The sequence below is a fragment of the Floridaenema evergladense BLCC-F167 genome (genome assembly GCF_041929205.2).
In the GTDB taxonomy this organism is placed as follows: Bacteria; Cyanobacteriota; Cyanobacteriia; order Cyanobacteriales; family Aerosakkonemataceae; genus Floridanema; species Floridanema evergladense.
In genome coordinates this window covers 4,277,509-4,299,001 of the sequence record NZ_CM171625.1, presented here as the reverse complement: position 1 = coordinate 4,299,001, position 21,493 = coordinate 4,277,509, and the positions used below count along the sequence as shown (strand labels likewise).

The following is a 21,493-nucleotide window of genomic DNA, read 5'->3' as shown; positions in this document are numbered from 1 at the left end:
TGAGCAAAAAACTATGCTCACTACCATCCCAAATTACCAAATTGCCTGGGAAAAACTGCCAGATGATTACATTTTGCCAGACGATCCAGTGGACAACATTAATCAACCTGCCCTAGCAGCGGCGCTAACAGAGAGTTTGCAACTTTCTGGAAGATTACCAGACACCGCCCTTACCTGTACCAACTACGGCATTTGTGCCACCGTCAACGGCAAAATTGTCGTCAAAGCACCAGACTGGGCTTACATTCCTCACATCACCGTTTCCCGTGAGGAAATAAATCGGAGTTACACCCCCCGACTTCAAGGCGAAATTCCGGCAATAGTAATGGAATTTTTGTCAGATACCGAAGGTAGCGAATATTCAATTAAACAAACCTATCCCCCTGGTAAATTCTTCTTTTACGAACGCATTTTGCAAGTTCTTAATTATGCAATTTTCGACATTCAAACCGGAAACCTAGAATTTTATCGTCTCAACGATAAAAAACAATATGAACTGCAATCTGCCAACGAACAAAATCGTTTTTGGATACCAGAAATGCAGCTGTTTTTAGGAGTTTGGCGAGGAAGTCGAGAAAACCGCAATAACTTTTGGTTGCGTTGGTGGAATGAAGAAGGTAACTTACTCCTTTGGGGTAACGAAATCGTCGAACAAGAACGCCAACGAGTCGAACGTCTTGCAGCACAACTACGTGCAGCTGGTATTGAACCAGAATTATAACAGAGTCAACAGATACCCGACTTCTTGAAAAAGTTGGGTATTTTGCTTATTACAAAAATCGCAATTGACCATCTGTTTCCATTGCGGAAACTTCCCAAGCTTCCTCATTTTCTCCTAATAATCTTTGCGCTGCTTCCATCATTTCTGTAGCAATATCTCGCAAATCTTCTCGATTATCCAAATAAGTTTTCAGTGCTTCTAAAGGAGTCATTGTAGCACTAGAAGTTAGTTCTGGTAAACGAGGTTTTGCCAATTGACTAACTAATTCTGCTTGAATTGTGTAAGTATGAGCTTCAGTTAAAGCTTGGTGTAAAGATGCTGTATCAATTAAGTCTAATTGTTCCGATCGCAATTTGTAAATCAACCTAACTACCGCATCTTTAATTTCTTTTTTGGCGATCGCCTTGATTATAACCTCTTGCGGATCTTCAGCCTTCGATACATCTACTTCGATCGTACAAAAACACCGCACAGGTAAAGGGCAAAATTCCCACTCAGTATTCCCCTTTTCCAACTGAATCATCACATAACCTTTATCTTCCTTTTCTTCGCTAAAATCTACCCTTTCAATACTTCCAGGGTAAACTATAGGCGGGTCATTAGATTTGTTTAAATTCTGGTGTTTATGAATGTGACCTAAAGCGACATAATCAAAACAAGGACGAGTTAAAAAAGATAATGGAATCGTGAAACCTTTACCAACAGCTAATAACCTTTCCGCACCTAAACTGGCGCGATCGGCCATTAAATGCGCTAACATAATTGTCGGTAAATTAGGGTCTAAACGTCTAATTTCCCCTTCTAAAGCAGGTTCTAATTTTTTTATCAATAACTCGTTAACTTCAGCTAAACATAACCCTTCTGTTTCTGGTCGAGTTAATAAAGTCGATCGCGTAATCCAAGGTAAAGTAACAACTTGAACCGCACCATTAGCAGTTTGAATACGGTGAGTTTTAATCGCATCCCCAACAATAAACCCAGGAACTCCCAAAGTCCGATAAATTCCTAAACTTGCGCCTCCCTGTCCTTGGGAATGTTGGTCATGATTTCCTACTAACAAAACCGTTGGAATTTCCGCATCAACTAAGCGGCGAAACTGACTAGCAAACGCTTCTTTTACATAAGGTGGTGGCGTAGCATCAGGAAAAGCATCACCACCAAATAATACTAGATCGACGGGTTCGGAAATTGCGCGATCGATACACTTTTCCAAAGTACTCACAAAATCTTCTAACCGCGTATTCAAACCCGTCACCGGATTAAGTTTCCCATGAGAAAACCCGCTTCCCATGTGAATGTCAGATAAGTGCAGAACTTTAATCATTTTTAGCTTTGGGTAGAAGGTTGTCAGTAGTAAGTATTACTCAAATCTTGCACCAAGAGGCAGAGCCTCCATTTTTCGTTACCAGGTTCAACCCGGTAACGAGGATCTGGGAGGTTCTACCTCCCCTAGTGCAAGATCTGAGTATTATGCTCTTTCCCACTACCAACTACCAACTACCCATTACCAAACTAAATATGAATTCCACACTCAGTTTTACCAGTTCCACGCCAACGACCTGCGCGTTCGTCTTCTCCATCTGCAACTGGTGTAGTAATAGGTTCGTCGCCAATGCTGGGATAACCTTGGTCGTGCAAAGGATTGTAGATCATTTTATGCTCGAAAGCATAAGCCCAGCTTAGTTTGCGTGTCCAGTTAGCTAAAGGATTGACTTTGATCCGATTTTTGATATCTTTTTCAAAGATAGGCATAGTGGCGCGAGTTGGTGCTTGGTCACGACGACGACCAGTAATCCAAGCTACTGTTTCTAATTCTGCCAAACCGCGTTGTAAAGGTTCGATTTTGGTCAAATAGTGGAATTTTTGAATATCTGTATCCCAAAGTGCTTCGCCGTGAACTTTGGCGAATTCTTCACGGGTGTTAATATCGGGAATTTTATAAGTGCGGAGATCTAAGTTGTAAATTTCGGTAGCTTTTTTGACGAGTTCTAAGGTTTGGGGGAAATGGTGCAAGGTTTCCAAAAACATCACGGGTACTGGTTTTGCTGGCTTGAGTTCCCGATAGAGAATATCGGTAATTACTAAGTCGTCAACGTTAAAAGCACTAGTTTGTACAAAACCAGTGGGTAGATTCGCTACGCACCAAGCCAAAATCTCTCTCGGATGGGCGTTTTCAAAACGTTGATTTAATTCGTCTAGGTCAAGCTTGTCAACTTCGATTTGTAACCGTGTTTCTGGAGTGTGAACCATGATAACCTTTGACTTTTCCTACTGCTAATGTTCTATACTAAATAGTTTACCCCATAAATCCACATAATCCTATCGGAGATCGGAGTTTTTTAAGCTAAGGATCTTATAGGTATTAATGCTAGGGGCTTCAAGAAATGTAACACGAGCAGGTAACGAAATTTTACTATTTCTTAAAATTTTGATTTATGTTTAGCTGTGTTTATTCGGATATTGCACCAAGAGGCAGAGCCTCTATTCTTCGTTCCCAGGTTGAACCTGGGAACGAGGAACCACGAGGATCTGGGAGGTGGAACTTCCCTTGGCGCAAGATCGGAGTTTAGCTGTGGTTTCATTGCTAAAAGCAAATGCGATTAATTCTGTACAGCAAGCCTGGTTGTCACTTGTGCGAAGGTTTGCAAGAGAAACTGGAACAGGTGGACGGAATAGAGTTAGAGGTGCGGGATATTACTTCTCGCGATGATTGGTTTGCGGCGTTTCAATATGAAATTCCGGTTTTGTGTCGGGTGCGAGGTAATGACTCTCAGTTGGAGGAACAACTGCCACGTCCTTCGCCGCGTTGGTCAGTTTTCCAATTGGAGCAAATGTTACAGAAATATTTGGTTAATAATGATTCAGAATAAAGCCCAATACCCTTTGTGAGGAGCTCCTGACATGAAGCTGAGAGAAATTTTGGCAAGCGTTCCCAATATTGTGCAGTCGCCTAACCATCCGGCTTTGGATGCGGAGGTGACTGGGTTGGCGACTAATTCCCATGCTTGCAAACCGGGAGATTTGTTTATTGGAATGCCGGGAACTAGGGTTGATGGGGGAGATTTTTGGCCGAGTGCGATCGCATCTGGCGCAATAGCCGCCTTGGTTTCCCCCACAGCAGCGCAAAAAAAGGCAGCGGAAGCAGCTTGCATCATTCCCGCTACTGATATGAATCAAGCTTGCGCCCAAGTTGCCGCAGCTTTTTATGATTATCCCGCCCAAAAGTTAAAACTGGTTGGTGTGACGGGTACTAATGGCAAAACTACTACGACTCATTTAATTGAGTTTCTGTTGAGAGAAACTGAAATTCCTACGGCTTTGATGGGAACTCTTTACGTCCGTTGGCAAGGTTTTGAACAAACTGCAATTCATACCACGCCTTTTGCTGTGGAGTTGCAGGAACAGTTGGCTTCAGCTGTAGCCGCTGGTTCTCAAATGGCAGTGATGGAAGTTAGTTCCCATGCTTTGGCCCAAGGTCGGGTGATGAATTGTCCTTTTGAAGTAGCGGTGTTCACTAATTTGACTCAGGATCACCTCGACTTTCACAAGGATATGGAAGATTATTTTGCAGCTAAGGCGCTGTTGTTCAGTCCTGATTATCTCAAAGGTCGGGCAATTATCAATGCTGATGACCCTTACGGAAAACGGTTGATCGGACAGCTGAGTTCGGAGAAAGTTTGGAGTTACAGCACTCAAGACCAAACTGCTGATTTGTGGGCGGATAATTTGCAGTATCAACCAAATGGGGTTAAAGGTGTTTTGCATACTCCGGTTGGTGATGCCCAATTTTCTTTGCCTTTGGTTGGTCAATACAATTTATCCAATATGTTGGCTGCTGTGGGTGCGGCGTTACATTTGGGTTTGGAACTAGGGAAAATTACTGAGTTTTTACCTTCGTTTGCGGGCGTTCCGGGCAGAATGGAACGAGTACAAATTTCGCCAAATCAGGATATTAGTGTAATTGTGGATTATGCTCATACTCCTGATAGTTTGGAGAATTTGTTGAAGGCTTCTCGACCGTTTATTCCGGGAAAAATGATTTGTGTTTTTGGTTGTGGTGGCGATCGCGATCGTACCAAGCGTCCAAAAATGGGTGGAATTGCGGCACAATTAGCTGACAAAATTGTGGTGACATCCGATAATCCACGTACTGAAGATCCCGAAAAGATTTTGCAAGATATTTTAGTCGGTATTCCTACTTCAGTAAATCCCGCAGTTATTTGCGATCGCGCCTTAGCAATTCGCACTGCAATTTTAGAAGCTCAACCCGGTGATGGAGTACTAATTGCTGGTAAAGGTCATGAAGATTATCAAATTTTAGGTACGGAAAAAATTCACTTTGACGATCGCGAACAAGCACGTTCAGCTTTAGCAGAACGCTTATATCAGTAGTTTTTCGGTAAAATAAAGAATGTGGTCAAGACAGGAGAACTTATTCCCGATTATTACTGATTTTGACCACATTTTTGTCTATTATGTCTTTTTTTTCTTAATTTTTTGCTCGATCGCTATCTTTTTCTCTAATTTAATGTTAAATTTATTTAAGTTTATTAATTGCTGGAATTTATATCCAGAATCATATCATTGTTCTAAGGCAAATAATTTAATAGTTCTGTGAAGCTTTGCTGTAGTTTGTGTTAGCCTATACTTAATAGTTGTCAAGGTTTTCTGTATATTTATTGATAGCAGGCGGATTAGCTTAAAAAGAGTTAATAAGTTATTAAGAATCATAAATTATGTTTGGGATTTTGCCATAAAAAATATATAAAAGAAATAAGCTATTGATTAGCTACATATTAAATATTGCTCTCAAGGAACTAGTAATGATTACAAACAATCTAGCTGCTAACAAGCTAAGCGACCAACTGACAAATTTGATACAGAATCAATTCACTGGCAGACTAGATATCCAAGGGGTGATAACTACTTGGAGTCTTTACTTTTGTCTAGGTCGGTTAGTTTGGGCATCAGGGGGATGTCATCTAAATAGACGCTGGTACAGGCATTTAAGACAATACCTGGGCCAGGTAACTTCCGATGATATTCGGCTGCGAGAAGGAGACGTAGCTCAACATTGGGAATATTTAGTGCTAATTGTGTTGGTCAAACGGCAGAAAATTACCGGAGAGCAAGCGGTAGCAGTAATCAAAAGTGCAGTTTCAGAAGTATTATTTGATATACTTCAGCAAGAAGAGAAAGCACCCTTAGCTTTTCACATCGACCAACAACAGCCATTAGATGCTTCTCTGACTTTGATAAATCCCGAAAAAGCGCTCAGTGAAGCGCAACAGATGTGGGAAAATTGGACTAAAGCGGGGTTAGCTAATATTTCTCCTAATTTAGCTCCCGTAATTAAACAAGCTGAGGAATTAAAAGAGTTAGCTTCGCCAAAAGTTTATGAAACTTTGATCAAAGTGGTGGATGGGAAACGGACGCTGCGGGATTTGTCTGTTTTTATCAAACAAGATTTACTGACGGTAACGCGATCGCTAATTCCTTACATTCGTAAAAAAGTGGTTAGCTTAACAGAAATCCCCGATTTACCCAAGCCAAACTTAACTATGGTTGCACCCCCACCACCAACCGCTAGGGTGGAAACAGTAACAACCCCGAATTTTCCCGGACAAACTGCAATTCAACCCACATCACCGCCTAAAAGTTCACCACCAGCACCAACAACTCAACATCCATCATTAACCAGACCATTGGTAGCTTACGTTGAAGACAGCGTTCTCGATTGTCAAATCATGGAAGGATTAGTCAGTAAAGCAGGTTACGGTTTTGTAAGTATTAAAGATTCTATCCAAGCCTTACCTATTTTACTGGAACGTAAACCAGATTTAATCTTTCTCGATTTAGTGATGCCAGTAGCTAACGGTTATGAAATTTGTGCTCAAATTCGCCGGATTTCTAGCTTTAAGAATATTCCGGTAATTATTGTTACGGGAAATGATGGAATAGTCGATCGGGTACGTGCCAAACTAGTAGGTGCTTCCGACTTTTTATCTAAACCAGTAGGAGAACAAAAAGTATTAGCTGTATTGCAGAAAAATCTAAATACAGCCACATCTTTGTCGCCAAACGAAAGCCAAACTCAAACCTTTGGTTATCAGCCTTCTTAATTTAGGTTAAGTCAAATTATTACTCAGGAAAACGAGGAAATTATGGGTACAGTATTACTAGTTGAAGATAGTGCAACTGACATGGAAATCATGAGCCGTCATTTGCAAAAATTAGGCTTCTCGGTAATGATTGCTAAAAGTAGTGAAGAAGCTCAAACCCAACTACAATCACAAAAGCCTAACTTAATTATTCTCGACGTGATTCTACCAGGTCAAAGTGGTTTTGAACTATGCCGAGAGATTAAAACAGATCCAGATACAAGTCAGATTCCTGTAGTAATTTGCTCAACAAAAGATACAGATGTTGATAAACTCTGGGGCAGTATGTTGGGTGCAGATGCTTATTTACCTAAACCAGTAGAAGCTAATGAATTAGTCCGAACAATTAGACAGTTTATTAAATAGCTGGTTTTGAGACAATCAATCAAATAATAAAAAAATATGATAGATAATGCCAAACAGGTTTCCGCCTTGACTCGCGTGAATTCTCCTCCTACTATAACTAAAAATTCTCCGCCAGCAGGGGAGAAATTTTTACGTTTTCAATTAGGTGAAGAAGGCATAGCTTTGCTACCTTTAAATATCATTAAACAAGTGATGCAGGTATCAGTAGCAGAGATTTTAACAGTTCCCCAAATGCCAGCTTGCGTGTTGGGAATTTATAACTGGCGTGGGGAAATGTTGTGGATAGTAGATATCGGCAATTTTATGGGTTTTCCTACTTTAACCGTTGGGGGAATGGAAAACTTAATGACGATCGCTATTCAAGTTCAGGAGCAATATTTAGGATTAGTAGTGCAACAAATCAATGATATTGAGTTGCACGATGTAGAGCAGATAAATATGCCTTCTTTGGGTTTATTTTCTCCCGAAATATTGCCTTACTTGCAGGGGTACTTAATCGGAGATAATAAAGAAGTATTGATGGTGCTCAATGGTGAAGCGATCGCGCAAGCTCCGCTGTGGCAACTAAATCGATAAGTCAGCAAGAATTTTGCAGATTTTGTTAGTTCCGTCTGGTTTTTGGGAATTCTAAATTAGAACAAATAACTTTATTTCTAAAACGTCAATTTTTGATGTTTTTTAAGAAATGACTGCTAATAATCTGGCAGAGTAAGGAGGTAGAACCTCCCTCTCCATCGTTCCCAGGTTCAACCTGGGAACGAGAAACAGAGGCTCCGCCTCTTGGTGTTTTTATCTTAGTAATGAGTAAAAATCCAGAACTTTAGCAGTAATAAAATCATCAGGGTTATTCGATCGCTGCATCAACAGGAACAATATCTAACTTCTATTTTGAATTACACCTTCAAAATAGCACCCTCTTATTAACAACTAACAATCACCAATAACTGGAAAAATGACTACACATTATCAACCTAAATCAAACCAACAAACTAACGGTTCTCCTAACGGTAACAGAGGAAATGGTAGTTCTCCTATAAAAATTATCGCTACAGCTATAAGCAGTCTCAAATCTGATATTGAGAGAACTTCTATTTGGGATGCGCCAGAAGTTACTGATAAAATGCAGAAACTAGAAACTTTAGTTTCTACAGTCGATCAGAAATTTAAAGCCAGCTGGGAAGCAAGCGTACAAGCGAAATTTAAGCAGGAAAGAGAGAGAGTTTTAGCGATTACTGCTGCAATTCGTCAATGTGTAGACTTTGACAGTAAAGTGAAACTTGCTGTTACCGAACTTCAGAAAAATTTAGGATGCGATCGCTTAATTCTCTACCGTTTTGACAGCGAAAACTATGGCGTTGTGATGGCAGAAGCAATGGAATTAGAATTAACTCCATTGGTAGGACAGCCTTTAGAAAGTCACTTCTTTGGTGCTGAAAGATCGGCAGAATATTTTACCTCACCAATTTTGCTAATTGATGATACATCAAGCGACGAATTTACCCCGCAACAAAAGCAACAATGGAACAAATTTCAAATTAAATCTTTCCTGACTGTACCCTTAATAGTTGGACAACAAGTTTGGGGGTTACTAGTAGCATTACAGCATCGAGAAATTCGTCATTGGCAAGAAACAGAAAGCCAATTAATTTATCAAATTGGCGCAGAAATTCTCGTTCACCTACAACAATCAGAATATCGTTGGCAATTAACAGTTCAACCAGAACAAGAAAAAGTTTTAAACAACGTACTCCAGCGAATTCGCCAATCACAAAACTTAGATACTTTATTTAGAGCTACTTGTCGAGAAGTTAGACAATTATTGAATACCGATCGCGTTTCCGTATTCCAATTCATCCCCGGAAAAGACTTTAACGAAGGCAAGTTTATCGCTGAAGATTTAAGTCCAGGCACTCCTTCCGAACTAGGAAATATCTTTGCTGATTGTCGCTTTGGTTCGGACTTTGCACCTTTATATCGTCAAGGCAGAATTCAAGCAGTTTCTGATGTTTATACTTCGGGATTATCCGAATGTCACATTGAACAATTATTGAATTTCCAAATTCGCGCTAACTTAATTGTGCCATTAATGAAAGGTGAAGAACTTTGGGGATTACTTTGCATTCACCAATGTACTAAACCTCACAAATGGCAAAACTATGAAATTGAATTTGTCAAGCGAGTAGCAGCACAATTTGGTGTTGCTTTAGACCAAGCTGAATATTTAGAACAGCTGCATGAAACTAACGAAAGATTAACCGTTATTGCGGAACGGGAAAAGAATTTTACGCAAATCATCAAAAAAATTGGTAAATCCATTTCTGAGCAAATTCAACAATCGTCAGACATGGAAACAATTTTCCGCACAACTACCCAACAAATTCGGCGGTTGTTGAAAGTCGATCGCGTAGTTGTTTATCAATTTAATCCTGATTGGAGTGGCGTTTTTGTCGCCGAATCAGTAGCTAGTGGTTGGACACCTTTAATGCAGGAAATGTTAAAAGACTCCCAATTAGTACAAGAAGAAGCTAACTGCGGAGTGCTACGACTACAAACAGCAAAACCAGCGATCGCAGATTCTTATCTACAACAAAGTGAAGGCGGACGTTACCAATCAGGTCAAGGCTTTATCATTGATGATGTTTATAAAGCTGGTTTTTCCGAATGTTATATGGAAGTTTTGGAACAATTAGAAACCAAAGCTTACATGACAGTACCCATCTTTGTTGGCGAGAAACTTTGGGGTTTACTAGCAGTTTATCAAAACTCAGCACCACGTCACTGGGAAGAATCAGAACTGAATTTAATCACCCAAATTAGTAGCCAATTAGGAGTAGCATTACGCCAAGGTCAATATGTCGAAGAACTGCAAGCGAAAACCGAAAAATTAGCTTCAGCAGTGGAACGAGAAAAAACCCTAACTAAAGTTATTGACAAAATCCGTCTATCTTTGGATGTTAACAACATCTTCAAAAATTCCACTCAAGAAGTGCGCCGCTTACTCAAAGCCGAACGAGTCGCAGTTTATCAATTCCGTCCCGATTGGAGTGGAATATTTGTTGCTGAATCAGTTGCTTCTGGGTTACAAAAATGGGTTGGTCCCGATATCACTACAGTTTGGGAAGATACTTATTTACAAGAAACTCAAGGTGGAAGATATCGGCAAAATATAAAAAATGCCGTCGAAAATGTTCACTCCATTGCTAACGACATTAACAACGCTGGTTTATCTCAATGCCACGTTGAAATGTTAGAGCAAATGCAAATCAAAGCTTATATTATCGTGCCAATTTTTATTGGTGATAATCTTTGGGGTTTGTTAGCTGCTTATCAACATTCCGACATTCGTCACTGGGATGAATCAGAAGTCAACGTGGTAGCGCAAGTTGGTATCCAAATGGGTGTAGCTTTGCGCCAAGCTAAATATTTGGAACAAGTCAAACAACAATCAGAACAATTAGCGCAATCAGCGAAAAGAGAGAAGGAAGCAAAAGAACAATTACAACAACGAGCAATTCAATTACTCAGTGCAATTCAGCCAACTTTAAAAGGCGATTTAACAGTCAGACTTCCCATAACAACTGATGAAGTAGGAACCCTCGCTGATGCTTACAATAATACCTTACAAGCTCTGCGAAAAATTCTGATTCAAGTCCAAACAGCAACAGCAAAAGTTACCCAAACTTCCCAAAGTAGTGGAGTATCAATTACCGATCTTTCCCAACAAGCACAATTACAATATCAAAAATTATCAGAAGCACTAAAATTAGTGCAAGCAATGGTAAATTCTACCCAAGCTGTAGCTAAAAATGCGTCTTTAGTAGAAGTAGCGGTACAAGAAGCAAATCAAACTGTTTTGCAGGGTGATACAGCGATGAACCGCACCGTTGATGAAATTATGGCAATTCGGGAAACGGTGGCGAAAACTGGCAAGAAAATTAAACGCTTAAGTGAGTCTTCCCAAAAGATTTCTAAAGCGGTGAATTTAATTGGTAATTTGGCAACTCAAACTAACTTATTAGCACTCAACGCTGCAATTGAAGCGACAAGAGCCGGGGAGTATGGTAAAGGTTTTGCAGTGGTAGCGGATGAAGTGCGGAGTTTGGCGCGTCAGTCAGCAGCAGCAACCACAGAAATTGAGCAATTAGTACAGGAAATTCAAGAGGAAACTGGGGAAGTTGTGCAAGCAATTGAAACCGGAATTCAACAGGTAGTAGAAGGTACTAATTTAGTGAATGAAACTCGCCAAAACTTGAATAAAATTGTCGGTGCTACCGCACAAATTCAAGATTTGGTGCAAGGAATTACCCAAGCAACACAACAAGAAACACAGCAGTCGAAGTTAGTAACTGAAGCGATGACAAGTGTGGCGAAAATTGCTAACCAAACTTCGGAAAATTCTTTGCAGATTTCTTCTTCTTTCCAAGAGTTGCTGACAATGGCTGAAGATTTGCAGTCAAATGTTGGTAAATTTAAGCTCAATTAATGTGAGTTGTTTGAACTCGTGAACTCGTGTGAACTCGTTCCCAGGTTGAACCTGGGAACGAAAAACAGAGGCTCTGCCTCTTGAAAGTTGTTAGTTATATTCCGTAGGGTGCGTCAGAAGCTAAAATTTATCGTTCATCGCCTAAATTATTCTGTCTGACGCACCCTACAAACAACAAAGTAAGATCGAAATGACGAATGCAAATGATAATTGACAAATCACCGGAAAGCCATGAACAGTGATAATGAGATTCGCGAACAAGGCTATCAATATTTTCTCGCTGAAGCACCAGAGTTGTTGCAGAATATTGAGCAGGAATTGTTGGGTTTACGAGAAAATTATAGCTTGGTAAAAGTGCATAGTTTGATGCGATCGACCCACACTTTGAAAGGTGCTGCGGCGAATGTAGGTTTAGAGACAATTAAAACTATATCTCATCATTTAGAGGATGTATTTAAGGCGCTTTATAACCCGGAAGTAGAAATTGATTCTGATTTAGAAATGCTACTTTATGAAGGTTATGAATGTTTGCGCTTACCTTTAATGGCGGAAATTACGGGTAGTTATGTAGATGAATCGGAAGCTTTAGATAGAGCGGTAGCTGTTTTTACTAAACTACAAGAAAAACTTGGCGATTATTTTGGTAGAGAAGCACAAATTCCTAGTTCGGTAGAGTTGGGATTTGATATTACTAAATCTATTTTTGAGGTAGGCGTAAAACAACGCTTAGAAACTTTGGCAACGGCGTTGGATTCGGCTAATTCAGAAGAGTTAGAAGCAATTTTAAGAGAGGAAATACAAGTTTTTATTGGGTTAGGCGAGTCTTTAAATTTACCGGGTTTTGGGGCGATCGCGCAAACTACTTTAACTGCTTTAGAACTGCATCCAGAACAAGTAAAAACTATTGCTGAAGTAGCTTTAATGAACTTTAGCGAAGGGTGGTCTTTGGTAATGGAGGGCGATCGTACTTCTGGCGGAAAACCTTCCCCTGCTTTACAACAATTAGCTTACACAAATTTGGAAACTTCAGCAACAGAAGTTCTCCTAATCGATGAATCAATAGAAATTTCACCTGATAATTTAGAGATTATACCTGATGTTGAATTAACAGAAACGGAAGCAGAAGTAACTCTAGAGTCTGATATTGAGGTTGAAGAAGTATTTATTGAACCTAGTTTAGATGATGTTTTTGGTAACTTGACAGAAACAGAAGAACAGCCAATTTTTGCCAATGAAGTAGAAGAATTAGAAATAGAATCTGCGGAAGTAGCAACAGTTACTCCAGAAGAGAATTTAACTGTTGCGAAAATTGAGAAAGCTACCCCAGAACATATCACAGAAACCCATGACTTTATAGTTGAGCCAAAAACGGAAATTTCGCAATTTGTCGCGCCTCAATTAGTTGAAAAACCAGCAACAAAAGTCAAGTTTCAAACTCCTGTATCAACTCCGCAAACAGCATCTAATACCAAAAATACTTATTCATCGGTGCGGGTAGATTTAGAATTATTAGAACGCTTGAGTCACTTAGCAGGTGAAATGTTAATTGGGCAAAATAGACAAGCGAATATTAGCGAACAATTGGAAGAATCGATCGATCAACTATGGTATCGTTTGCGAAGACACCAACAAACAATTAGCGAATTACGTGATTGGTCAGATCAATTATTAATCGCCCAAGAACGTCAGCGAGTTATTCAAAATTGGGATGCTAGTTTTGATTCATTGGAGTTAGATCAACATAGCGAATTTCATGAATTATTGCAGGCGACTTTAGAAGATTTGGTGCAGCTAGAAGAAGCGATCGAATCTACAGATTACCTAGCTAAACAATCCAGTCAAATTTTAGCCAAACAACGCCGCCTATTAAATAGCACTCAAGAAGACTTACGAACGGCGCGAATGTTACCGTTAGGTGAAATATTTAGCCGTTTTCCGCGACTTTTACAACAGTTATCTTCAGCGCACAATAAGAAAGTAAAACTCACATTAATTGGTACTGAAGTATTAGTCGATCGCGCCTTAGCAGAAAAGCTTTACGACCCATTATTACATTTAGTACGTAATGCTTTCGATCATGGCATTGAAGCACCTGAAATTCGTGCTAATCAAGGTAAACCAGAAACAGGTAACATTGAAATTTGCGCCTATCACCGAGCTAATAAAACTATCATTGAAGTCAGAGATGATGGTCAAGGTTTAGATTTAGAACGCATCCGAAAACGTGCTGTAGAAATGCAAATTTTATCTGTAGAACAAGCAGATAAAACTTCTGAAACTATTTTGTTAAACTTATTATTTGAACCGGGATTTTCTACCGCTTCTCAAGTTAGCGACCTTTCGGGACGTGGAATTGGATTAAACGTAGTGCGTTCCCAAATGGATATGTTATCCGGTTCAGTAATAGTTAACTCGGAACCGCAAAAAGGAACTACATTTTTGTTACAGTTCCCCTTAAGCTTAACGATGGCAAAATTAATGATTTGCGAAGCTAAGGGTGTTGTTTATGCCTTGCTTTCTGATGCGATCGATCAGATTATTTTGCCCAAATCCGAACAGCTTCAATATAGTAACGGACAAAGAGTTCTGCATTTAAATAGTAATGCCAACACCGTAATTCCTGTTTACAACATGGCAGAATTAATGACCGGGAATTCAGCAAATCTTCGCAATAGATTAGCAGCAGTTGAGCAACATAATTCCCAATCAGAAACTTTCAAATTTTCTACAACTCCCTTGCTATTACTACGCCAAACTTCCCAAGTAGATTTATGGCAAGGAACCGAAGTTATAGCCTTAGAAATTGACCAAATTATGGGCGAACAAGAATTAGTAATTCGGTCTTTGGGAAAAGCGATCGCACCTCCTAGCTACATTTATGGTGGCAGTACTTTGGCAGATGGTCGTTTAACATTGGTAATTGACCCAATTATTTTAATTAGTCAATTACTCGACCAAGTAGCCGGAAAAACTTCAAATTCTGATTGGCAATGGGAAATTAACAGCAGTCAATTAGACCCAGAAATTTACAGTTTACCAATGCTTTCTACTCCACCGAAAAAGATTTTAGTCGTGGATGATTCTATTAGCGTGCGACAAACTTTAGCCATGACTTTACAAAGATCAGGCTATCAAGTATTACAAGCACAAAACGGTCGAGATGCCCTGCATCAACTCCAACAAAATAGCGGCATTCAATTAGTAATTTGTGATATTGAAATGCCCTCAATGAATGGTTTTGAATTTTTAAACAGTTATCGTCAAGATGCCACTTTACCTCAAGTACCTGTAATGATGTTAACCTCTCGTACCGGAGAAAAACATCGCTTATTAGCCAAAGAATTAGGTGCTATGGGTTACTTTACTAAGCCATATCGAGAAAGCGAAATGTTACAAGCGATCGCAGATTTGTTCGCTCAAAAAGTACCCACCTTAGCTTAATTGAGTAAACTTGTTCGTTGTGGGGACTTTAGCCCTACTATATGACAAAGTAACGACTAAAGTCGCTACAACAAACCTGATTACTTAACTGGACTTTCACCAGTAGGTAAAAAGATGGTAAATACCTCACCTTGTTGGGGGCGTTCCCGCACAATTAGCTTACCACCTAACGCTTGAAAAAGGCTTTTTGTCACGTTATGGCTGAGACTCAAACTACCAGTTTCCGGCTGAAAAGTGAGCAACTGACCGATCAATTTCCGTTTAGAATGATGATTGCCCGAACATTTACCTTCACCATTACTATCTGAATCCTTAGTTTGGGTTAATAGTTGTAACTTTAACTGATTTCCTGCGGGCATTACCTGTACTTGAATATGACTACCTGCTGGTAAACTGCGCGTAAAGTTATCGATTAAACTACTAAGAATTCGCTCTAACATTGTTGGATCGCTAACTACTGGTGGCATTTGCTGCGGTAATACAACATCCAAAGTTTGACTGCGCCGCAAAGCTTGTTTTTGCCAACGCGGAATACTTTCTTGGAAAACTTGTGACAATGAAGTTGTAGTTAAATAAACAGGTGCTTCTCCAGCATCGCAGGTTTCCATTTCTGCGGCTTGAAACAACAATTCCATTCTTTCTATTTGTTCAGTACATTCATGGTCGATCGCTTCCAATTTTTTAATAATATCTTGAGTTAAATCTTTTCGTTTCAGCAACAGTCTGGTGAAAGTCCGAATTGTTGCTAATGGCGTTTTTACTTCATGAGCAAATGCTTGGAGCAATTCTACTTCATGAGAATTTAGGTTTTGAATTTTAGCTTTAGAATTTACTAAAGAATCAGGATTTACATTTTTTATTTTGGCTTTTGCACTTTCATGATGTTCCTGTTCTTCGAGTTGAGGTAAATTTTTGAGTAACAGACGACTAAACTGCATGACAGTTCGGTAATCTGGCGCTATGGGTGCAAACCGATGCACCAAAGTATCTAACTGGTTGATTTGATGGGGACAAGTTAACAACATTCGCAACCGTAAAGAGTCCCAAGCTTGCTGCACCACCTCTGGATCGAAGGAAAATAAGAAAGCGGGTTTTCCTTGGCGATCGTCCCCCAAAACCATGACTAAACTAAAACTGGTAGTGAAAACCAGACAAAAGTTTTCCTCAGCTAAAGGATCGTTGGGTAAAAGAGGTAATGAATTGCTGCGATCGCTATTTTCCGTTTGGTTTTCTTTCGCAGGAGGTAGCTGAAAAGGCATCCAAGCCCAAGGTTTCCCTAATTGAGTGGAAAAAACCCAAGTAGGAAAATAGTGAGAGAGAGTCGGATCGCTAAAAATTGGCAAAGGGCCAGTTAAAATTAATCCTTGAGTTAAGGATGATGCTCCATCTTTATCGAAAGAACTTTCATCAAATACCCAAATTGAGTGCAGTAATTTTTCTAGGGCTGCGATCGCCCCAAACCACTCTCTCTCTGCTTTCAAGTGTTGCAAGGCTGTTTGACTGGTAGAGGATTGCTCAGTTTGAGTCTTCGTCCCATCATTTGGCAATACAACATCTAGCGCCGATTTTTCTGTCGTTTCGGCTAAAATTTCGCTTAAAGTTGGCAGTAACCATTTACGCACTGATAATCACCCACCAAGACTTGCAACTAACCAGCAGGATTCTTTTATCAGCCTATCAGTATAGGTTATCTATCAAGGGTGGTAAAACCGAACCCTTGGTTATGTGATTACCGTTTTTATTGATAAATTGTAGTTTAATATAAATATCTTTAGCAATTCTTCAAGCAATTTCTTAACATTTATTCGCTTCTAATCTCGATAACCACTATTACCTTTCTCTCGATAGAGAGCTAGTTACACCTAAAGACTGATCAATAAATTAGCTAAAAATAACACGATAGGAAATGGAACTAGTAAAAAACATTTTTCAAAAATGTCTGCTTATTAGTTTTTAAGAAAAGCTTGTGTTTAAGGAGGAAGAAATGGCTTTAGGTAATCACAGACGCGCTGTGGGAGTTTTTAGTAATTATAGAGCAGCGGAAATGGCTCTTCAAGACTTAAAAAATTCCGGCTTTCCTATGGACAGAGTATCCATAATTGCCAAGGATGTAGATAGAAATAATCGCATTGCAGATGCAGAAGTCAGAGATGTGAGCGATGCTCGTGGCAACAAAGCTGATGAAGGTGCAGCTACAGGGGCGATCGCAGGTGGTACTTTAGGCGGTTTAACTGGGTTATTAGTTGGTTTGGGTGCATTGGCGATTCCCGGAATTGGCCCTGTAATGTTGGCTGGTGCAACTGCTACAGCGATCGCTACTACCCTTTCAGGAACTGCGATCGGTGCTGCGGCAGGTGGTTTGTTGGGTGCATTGATTGGTTTAGGAATCCCCGAAGAACGGGCTAGAGTTTACAATGAGCGCGTATCTCGCGGTGAATATTTGGTAATTGTTGATGGTGATAGCGATGAAATTGCTCGTGCGGAAGCAATTTTGCGCCGTCACAATATTGAAGAGTGGGGAATTTATGATTCCGATCGCGACATAGATAGAGATGTCCGTCGCGAAGAAATTCACGATATCGATCGCGATCGTAATGTAGTGCGTTCTGATTACACCAATGCTAGTGATGCTGAGGTAATCATTGTCGATCGTCGCGATCCAGCAGTCGATCCTCGCGATCCAGTACTTTAATTACAACTCAACCCAGAAAAAAGTTTCTGATTAATCGACAAAACTCCTCTCACTTCAGTTAAAAACTAATGCCTGGAGTTTTGTCAGTTAATCAACTAGATTTTAAAAATTTATCCTTTTTAGGAGTAGGAAACAAATGAAAAAATTAACCCCATTTTTACTCACTGGTTTTTTAATGTTTGGTGCAGTTGCTTGTGCTGATAATGAAAAGACCACCCAAAATGCTCCAGATAGCACTAATCAAGCCCAAACTCAAACCCCTAGAGCAGAGAATGTCCAAGATGCTCAAAATGATGCTACCAGTCAAACTCGCAGAAATCAATTAAACTCTGATATTCGTGCTCGCGAACAGCGCAATAATATTACTGGTGGCGATACCGATCGGGCTGAAGCTGATATCGAAAGCGAAGTTCGCAGTAAGCTGGAAGCAAACATTACCAAAGGTCAATTAACTGTTGATTCCAAAGAAGGTGTTGTCACTGTAAGTGGAACAGTTCCCAACGAACAAGATTTAGCTAAAATTGCACCTTTGGCACAGGAAATTAAAGGTGTTAAAAGTGTAAACGTTAAAGCAGTAGTTGCTCCGGCAAAACCAAACAATAACACCCAAAGAGGTCAGTAAAACTAACCTCAGATTTCCCATATCCCCGACTTCTTGAAGAAGTCGGGGATATAAATTCGTGGGCAAGGGTTTCTGTTCGTTTATACTAATAGATGCGATCTAATTAAACTAATAACCTGAAAAGCAAAAATGCTAAATCAAACAACTTATAATCAAGCCTGTAAAAACTTCGAGCAAATTTACGATGAAGTCATCTCCACCCGCGAACCTGTAGTTGTTAGTCGAGAAGGCTACGAAAGTGTATCTGTAATTCCTACAGATGAGTTAAATAGAATGATTGAAACTATCTATTTGTTCCAGTCTCATGAGAATGCAGTGCGTCTTTTAGATGCTCTACAACGTGCTAAAAAACGGACGAATAAACCTCAAACTTTAGAAGATTTGCAGAAAAAGTTTGGACTTTTTACAAGCTCGATATCACTATAGCGATCGCTAAAATAACACAGCTTTTAATAGGTTCGTTGTGAGGACTTTAGTCCTTCTTTCAAACAAAGCAACGACTGAAGTCATTACAACAAACTTTTGAAAGCTGCTACTAATTTTTCCAGTTGATACGCTTCATGAGTTGCCATTACAGAAATGCGAATTCGACTAGTAGGAACTGTGGGCGGACGAATTGCTGGGGCAAAAATTCCGGCTTCTTTTAACTTGCTTCCTGCTGCTAACGCAGTTGCCGCATCCTTTAGTTGTAAGCACAAAATTGCTGATTCTGAAGGTAATAATTTTAAGTTAGGTAATTGTTGGGAAATTAAATCTTTGAGCGTTTCTATATTTCGCCATAATTGAGTACGAAGTTCTGGTTCTTGTTGCACAATTTTAATTGCTTCTAAGGCAGCGGCAGTGTCAGCAGGTGATAATCCAGTTGTATAAATCCAAGTTGGGGCGCGATTCCGCAAAAAGTCAATTAAAGTAGCTGAACCTGCAACATAACCGCCTAAACTTCCCAATGCTTTACTTAATGTGCCAATTTGAATTAATGGACGATCGCTACAATTAAAATATTCTACAGAACCCGCACCATTTTTACCTAAAATTCCAGTGGCGTGTGCTTCATCAACTAATACCATACAATGAAATTTTTCGGCTAAATCCAACAATTCTGGTAAAGGGCATAAATCCCCATCCATACTAAAGATGCTATCGGTAATAATTAAACAACGACGATATTTTTCTCGATGTTGATTGAGGTGATTTTCTAATTCTGTTAAGTTGCAATGAGCATAATCAATTATTGTGGCACCACTGAGAATTGCACCGTTTTTAAGACTAGAATGATTGTATCGATCGGACAAAATTAAATCTCTTTTTCCGACTATTGAGGCGATCGCACCCAAGTTAGCTAGATACCCGGAACTAAATACAAGGGCGGCTTCTGTTTGTTTCAAGGAGGCGATCGCTTTTTCTAATTCTCGATGTAGTTGTCGATGTCCACTTAGTAACCGCGAACCAGTGCTCCCAGTGCCGAATTCTTCAGTCGCAAATACAGCCGCAGCAATCAAACGACGATCGCCAGCTAAACCCAAATAATCATTACTAGCAAAGTTAATTACAGTTCGTCCTTCTAGTTGAATAACAGCACCAGGAATACTAGAAATAGTTTGCTCAAAACGATACCAATCTGCACGATGAATTGTGCTAAGAGATGATTCTATCCAAGCGTAAGGATCGATCGACATTCGATTTTGAATTTTAGATTTTAGATTTCTGATTTAAGGTTAAAGCCCACAGATAAAACTGGAACCTTAAATTAAGTTTATGGTATCTTAAATTGCTGATACCAATTCTCCGTAAAATTGTGCTTAATCATAGCCCCTCCCTGTGGACGGGGAGGGGTTTGGGGTGGGGTTAATCAAGCGCATCTTCAATAAAGAATTGGTATAAGGTTAGTTTCCTGAAGAGTCAGGTGGATTTTTAATTTGCTCATTTTTGCCTTTAACTGGTGGGAGTTGTTCCACTAAACCCATTTCAAAGGCAACATCAGGCAAATCTCCTACTATGTATTTTCCCGGTTCAAACACCCGTCCCGGAGTGAAACAGTACTGCTTTAGTACCACCTCTTGACCAGCAGGAAACATTTCTCTAGACATTCTTCTTTCTAGTGGCATGGCTGATTCTCCAACAAATTCTTAGTATCATTTAATTGTGACAGCTAATATCTGAATGTAATACTAAATTTTAGATTATTGCAGAGAGAGTAAAGAAAATATGTCATTTTGTTCTGTATACGGCCCTGTAAATTCTTGGCGTTTTGGTCGATCGCTTGGCATCGATCCCATTGGTGCTATTTCCACTTGTTCTTTTGACTGCGTTTATTGCCAATTAGGAACAATTGAACGGTTAAAAAGCGATCGGCAAGTATTCATTCCCACCGAGCAAATTTTGCAAGATTTACAACCCTTTGCCCCTTGGGATGTAGACGTAATTACCCTGAGTGGTAGCGGCGAACCAACATTAGCATTAAACTTAAGAGAAATTCTCGTCAAAGTTAAAGAAATGACTGCTAAACCTTTAGTAGTATTAACTAACGGCACCTTATTAAAAGATCCCGATGTTCGTGCAGCATTAGCATTAACAGACCGCATCGCCGTAAAATTGGATGCTGTTTCGTCCGAACAATTACGCCGTGTTAATCGTCCGGTAGCTGAAATAAATTTATCGGAAATTTGGCAGGGAATCCAACAATTTAGAATTGATTATCCGGGTAAGTTAGCCATACAAACGATGATTTTGTCTGCTTGGAATCAGGAAGATCGATCGGATTATATTAATCGAATGAAAGTATTAATTCCTGATGAAATTCAACTCAACACACCATCGCGCCCTAAACCTTTGACTCATCAATTAGATGCTAGAGGTAACAACCAAGTAGCAGATTGTGCTTATCCAGTAAATAGCCTCAAATGTGTTGATGCTGATTACTTAAAAACATTTGCCGATCGCATTCAGCAGCAAACAGGCATTTCAGTTCGCTGGAAAGTTTCTGAGTAAGGCAGAGGGGCTTTCGGAG

The 21,493-nt window shown here is 39.7% G+C and carries 17 protein-coding genes; 12 read left to right on the top strand and 5 right to left on the bottom strand.

Annotated features, from left to right (window positions below):
* The first annotated feature begins 13 nt into the window (after positions 1–13).
* Positions 14–721: a Uma2 family endonuclease gene (locus ACE1CA_RS21085; protein WP_413279257.1), complete on the top strand. Its 708-nt coding sequence runs from the start codon at positions 14–16 to the stop codon at positions 719–721.
* Between the two features lie 49 nt (positions 722–770).
* On the opposite strand, the gene sbcD is transcribed toward ACE1CA_RS21085, so the two are convergent.
* Both sbcD and cysH read right to left on the bottom strand, forming a co-directional pair.
* A complete protein-coding gene (sbcD, locus tag ACE1CA_RS21080; protein ID WP_413279256.1) occupies positions 771–2,045 on the bottom strand; it encodes an exonuclease subunit SbcD in 1,275 nt (424 codons plus the stop codon).
* Between the two features lie 188 nt (positions 2,046–2,233).
* Positions 2,234–2,971 (bottom strand): phosphoadenosine phosphosulfate reductase, encoded by a 738-nt coding sequence (cysH, locus tag ACE1CA_RS21075; protein ID WP_413279255.1) that lies wholly within the window; start codon positions 2,969–2,971, stop codon positions 2,234–2,236.
* 344 nt (positions 2,972–3,315) lie between these two features.
* On the opposite strand from cysH, the gene ACE1CA_RS21070 reads away from it, so the two are divergent.
* From ACE1CA_RS21070 to ACE1CA_RS21040, 7 genes are all read left to right on the top strand, one after another.
* Entirely contained in the window at positions 3,316–3,591 is a 276-nt protein-coding gene (locus tag ACE1CA_RS21070; protein ID WP_413279254.1) for a glutaredoxin family protein, read from the top strand.
* A 31-nt stretch (positions 3,592–3,622) separates the two neighbouring features.
* Positions 3,623–5,113 carry a UDP-N-acetylmuramoyl-L-alanyl-D-glutamate--2,6-diaminopimelate ligase gene (locus tag ACE1CA_RS21065; protein ID WP_486517469.1) on the top strand — a complete coding sequence of 497 codons (1,491 nt, stop codon included), beginning with the start codon at positions 3,623–3,625 and terminating at the stop codon, positions 5,111–5,113.
* A 431-nt stretch (positions 5,114–5,544) separates the two neighbouring features.
* On the top strand, positions 5,545–6,843 hold the full coding sequence (locus ACE1CA_RS21060; protein ID WP_413279136.1) for a response regulator: 1,299 nt from the start codon (positions 5,545–5,547) through the stop codon (positions 6,841–6,843).
* A gap of 42 nt (positions 6,844–6,885) precedes the next feature.
* On the top strand, positions 6,886–7,248 hold the full coding sequence (locus ACE1CA_RS21055; protein ID WP_413279135.1) for a response regulator transcription factor: 363 nt from the start codon (positions 6,886–6,888) through the stop codon (positions 7,246–7,248).
* A 36-nt stretch (positions 7,249–7,284) separates the two neighbouring features.
* Positions 7,285–7,824, top strand: coding sequence for a chemotaxis protein CheW (locus tag ACE1CA_RS21050; protein ID WP_413279134.1), 540 nt, complete (start codon positions 7,285–7,287; stop codon positions 7,822–7,824).
* Positions 7,825–8,200: 376 nt separating this feature from the next.
* Positions 8,201–11,731 (top strand): GAF domain-containing protein, encoded by a 3,531-nt coding sequence (locus tag ACE1CA_RS21045; protein ID WP_413279133.1) that lies wholly within the window; start codon positions 8,201–8,203, stop codon positions 11,729–11,731.
* A 231-nt stretch (positions 11,732–11,962) separates the two neighbouring features.
* Entirely contained in the window at positions 11,963–15,172 is a 3,210-nt protein-coding gene (locus ACE1CA_RS21040) for a hybrid sensor histidine kinase/response regulator (protein WP_413279132.1), read from the top strand.
* 80 nt (positions 15,173–15,252) lie between these two features.
* On the opposite strand, the gene ACE1CA_RS21035 is transcribed toward ACE1CA_RS21040, so the two are convergent.
* Positions 15,253–16,794 (bottom strand): sensor histidine kinase, encoded by a 1,542-nt coding sequence (locus ACE1CA_RS21035; RefSeq protein WP_413279131.1) that lies wholly within the window; start codon positions 16,792–16,794, stop codon positions 15,253–15,255.
* 344 nt (positions 16,795–17,138) lie between these two features.
* Between ACE1CA_RS21035 and ACE1CA_RS21030 the strand changes: the two genes are divergently transcribed.
* From ACE1CA_RS21030 to ACE1CA_RS21020, 3 genes are all read left to right on the top strand, one after another.
* Positions 17,139–17,864 carry a general stress protein gene (locus ACE1CA_RS21030; RefSeq protein WP_486517468.1) on the top strand — a complete coding sequence of 242 codons (726 nt, stop codon included), beginning with the start codon at positions 17,139–17,141 and terminating at the stop codon, positions 17,862–17,864.
* A gap of 136 nt (positions 17,865–18,000) precedes the next feature.
* Positions 18,001–18,486: a BON domain-containing protein gene (locus tag ACE1CA_RS21025; RefSeq protein WP_413279129.1), complete on the top strand. Its 486-nt coding sequence runs from the start codon at positions 18,001–18,003 to the stop codon at positions 18,484–18,486.
* A 129-nt stretch (positions 18,487–18,615) separates the two neighbouring features.
* The gene (locus tag ACE1CA_RS21020) at positions 18,616–18,912 is read left to right on the top strand and encodes a type II toxin-antitoxin system Phd/YefM family antitoxin (protein ID WP_413279128.1); all 297 of its coding nucleotides are present in this window, start codon (positions 18,616–18,618) and stop codon (positions 18,910–18,912) included.
* 83 nt (positions 18,913–18,995) lie between these two features.
* Here ACE1CA_RS21020 and bioF read toward each other — a convergent pair whose 3' ends face one another.
* Positions 18,996–20,162: an 8-amino-7-oxononanoate synthase gene (gene bioF, locus ACE1CA_RS21015; protein ID WP_413279127.1), complete on the bottom strand. Its 1,167-nt coding sequence runs from the start codon at positions 20,160–20,162 to the stop codon at positions 18,996–18,998.
* Between the two features lie 207 nt (positions 20,163–20,369).
* Positions 20,370–20,591 carry a hypothetical protein gene (locus tag ACE1CA_RS21010; protein WP_413279126.1) on the bottom strand — a complete coding sequence of 74 codons (222 nt, stop codon included), beginning with the start codon at positions 20,589–20,591 and terminating at the stop codon, positions 20,370–20,372.
* A 100-nt stretch (positions 20,592–20,691) separates the two neighbouring features.
* Between ACE1CA_RS21010 and ACE1CA_RS21005 the strand changes: the two genes are divergently transcribed.
* Positions 20,692–21,474: a radical SAM protein gene (locus tag ACE1CA_RS21005; RefSeq protein ID WP_413279125.1), complete on the top strand. Its 783-nt coding sequence runs from the start codon at positions 20,692–20,694 to the stop codon at positions 21,472–21,474.
* Positions 21,475–21,493 lie beyond the last annotated feature (19 nt).

Excerpts from the sequence above, each read along its gene's own strand:
- ACE1CA_RS21085 (WP_413279257.1), top strand. The coding sequence starts at position 14 with ATGCTCACTACCATCCCAAATTACCAAATTGCCTGGGAAAAACTGCCA.
- sbcD (WP_413279256.1), bottom strand. The coding sequence starts at position 2,045 with ATGATTAAAGTTCTGCACTTATCTGACATTCACATGGGAAGCGGGTTT.
- cysH (WP_413279255.1), bottom strand. The coding sequence starts at position 2,971 with ATGGTTCACACTCCAGAAACACGGTTACAAATCGAAGTTGACAAGCTT.
- ACE1CA_RS21070 (WP_413279254.1), top strand. The coding sequence starts at position 3,316 with ATGCGATTAATTCTGTACAGCAAGCCTGGTTGTCACTTGTGCGAAGGT.
- ACE1CA_RS21065 (WP_486517469.1), top strand. The coding sequence starts at position 3,623 with ATGAAGCTGAGAGAAATTTTGGCAAGCGTTCCCAATATTGTGCAGTCG.
- ACE1CA_RS21060 (WP_413279136.1), top strand. The coding sequence starts at position 5,545 with ATGATTACAAACAATCTAGCTGCTAACAAGCTAAGCGACCAACTGACA.
- ACE1CA_RS21055 (WP_413279135.1), top strand. The coding sequence starts at position 6,886 with ATGGGTACAGTATTACTAGTTGAAGATAGTGCAACTGACATGGAAATC.
- ACE1CA_RS21050 (WP_413279134.1), top strand. The coding sequence starts at position 7,285 with ATGATAGATAATGCCAAACAGGTTTCCGCCTTGACTCGCGTGAATTCT.
- ACE1CA_RS21045 (WP_413279133.1), top strand. The coding sequence starts at position 8,201 with ATGACTACACATTATCAACCTAAATCAAACCAACAAACTAACGGTTCT.
- ACE1CA_RS21040 (WP_413279132.1), top strand. The coding sequence starts at position 11,963 with ATGAACAGTGATAATGAGATTCGCGAACAAGGCTATCAATATTTTCTC.
- ACE1CA_RS21025 (WP_413279129.1), top strand. The coding sequence starts at position 18,001 with ATGAAAAAATTAACCCCATTTTTACTCACTGGTTTTTTAATGTTTGGT.
- ACE1CA_RS21020 (WP_413279128.1), top strand. The coding sequence starts at position 18,616 with ATGCTAAATCAAACAACTTATAATCAAGCCTGTAAAAACTTCGAGCAA.
- bioF (WP_413279127.1), bottom strand. The coding sequence starts at position 20,162 with ATGTCGATCGATCCTTACGCTTGGATAGAATCATCTCTTAGCACAATT.
- ACE1CA_RS21010 (WP_413279126.1), bottom strand. The coding sequence starts at position 20,591 with ATGCCACTAGAAAGAAGAATGTCTAGAGAAATGTTTCCTGCTGGTCAA.
- ACE1CA_RS21005 (WP_413279125.1), top strand. The coding sequence starts at position 20,692 with ATGTCATTTTGTTCTGTATACGGCCCTGTAAATTCTTGGCGTTTTGGT.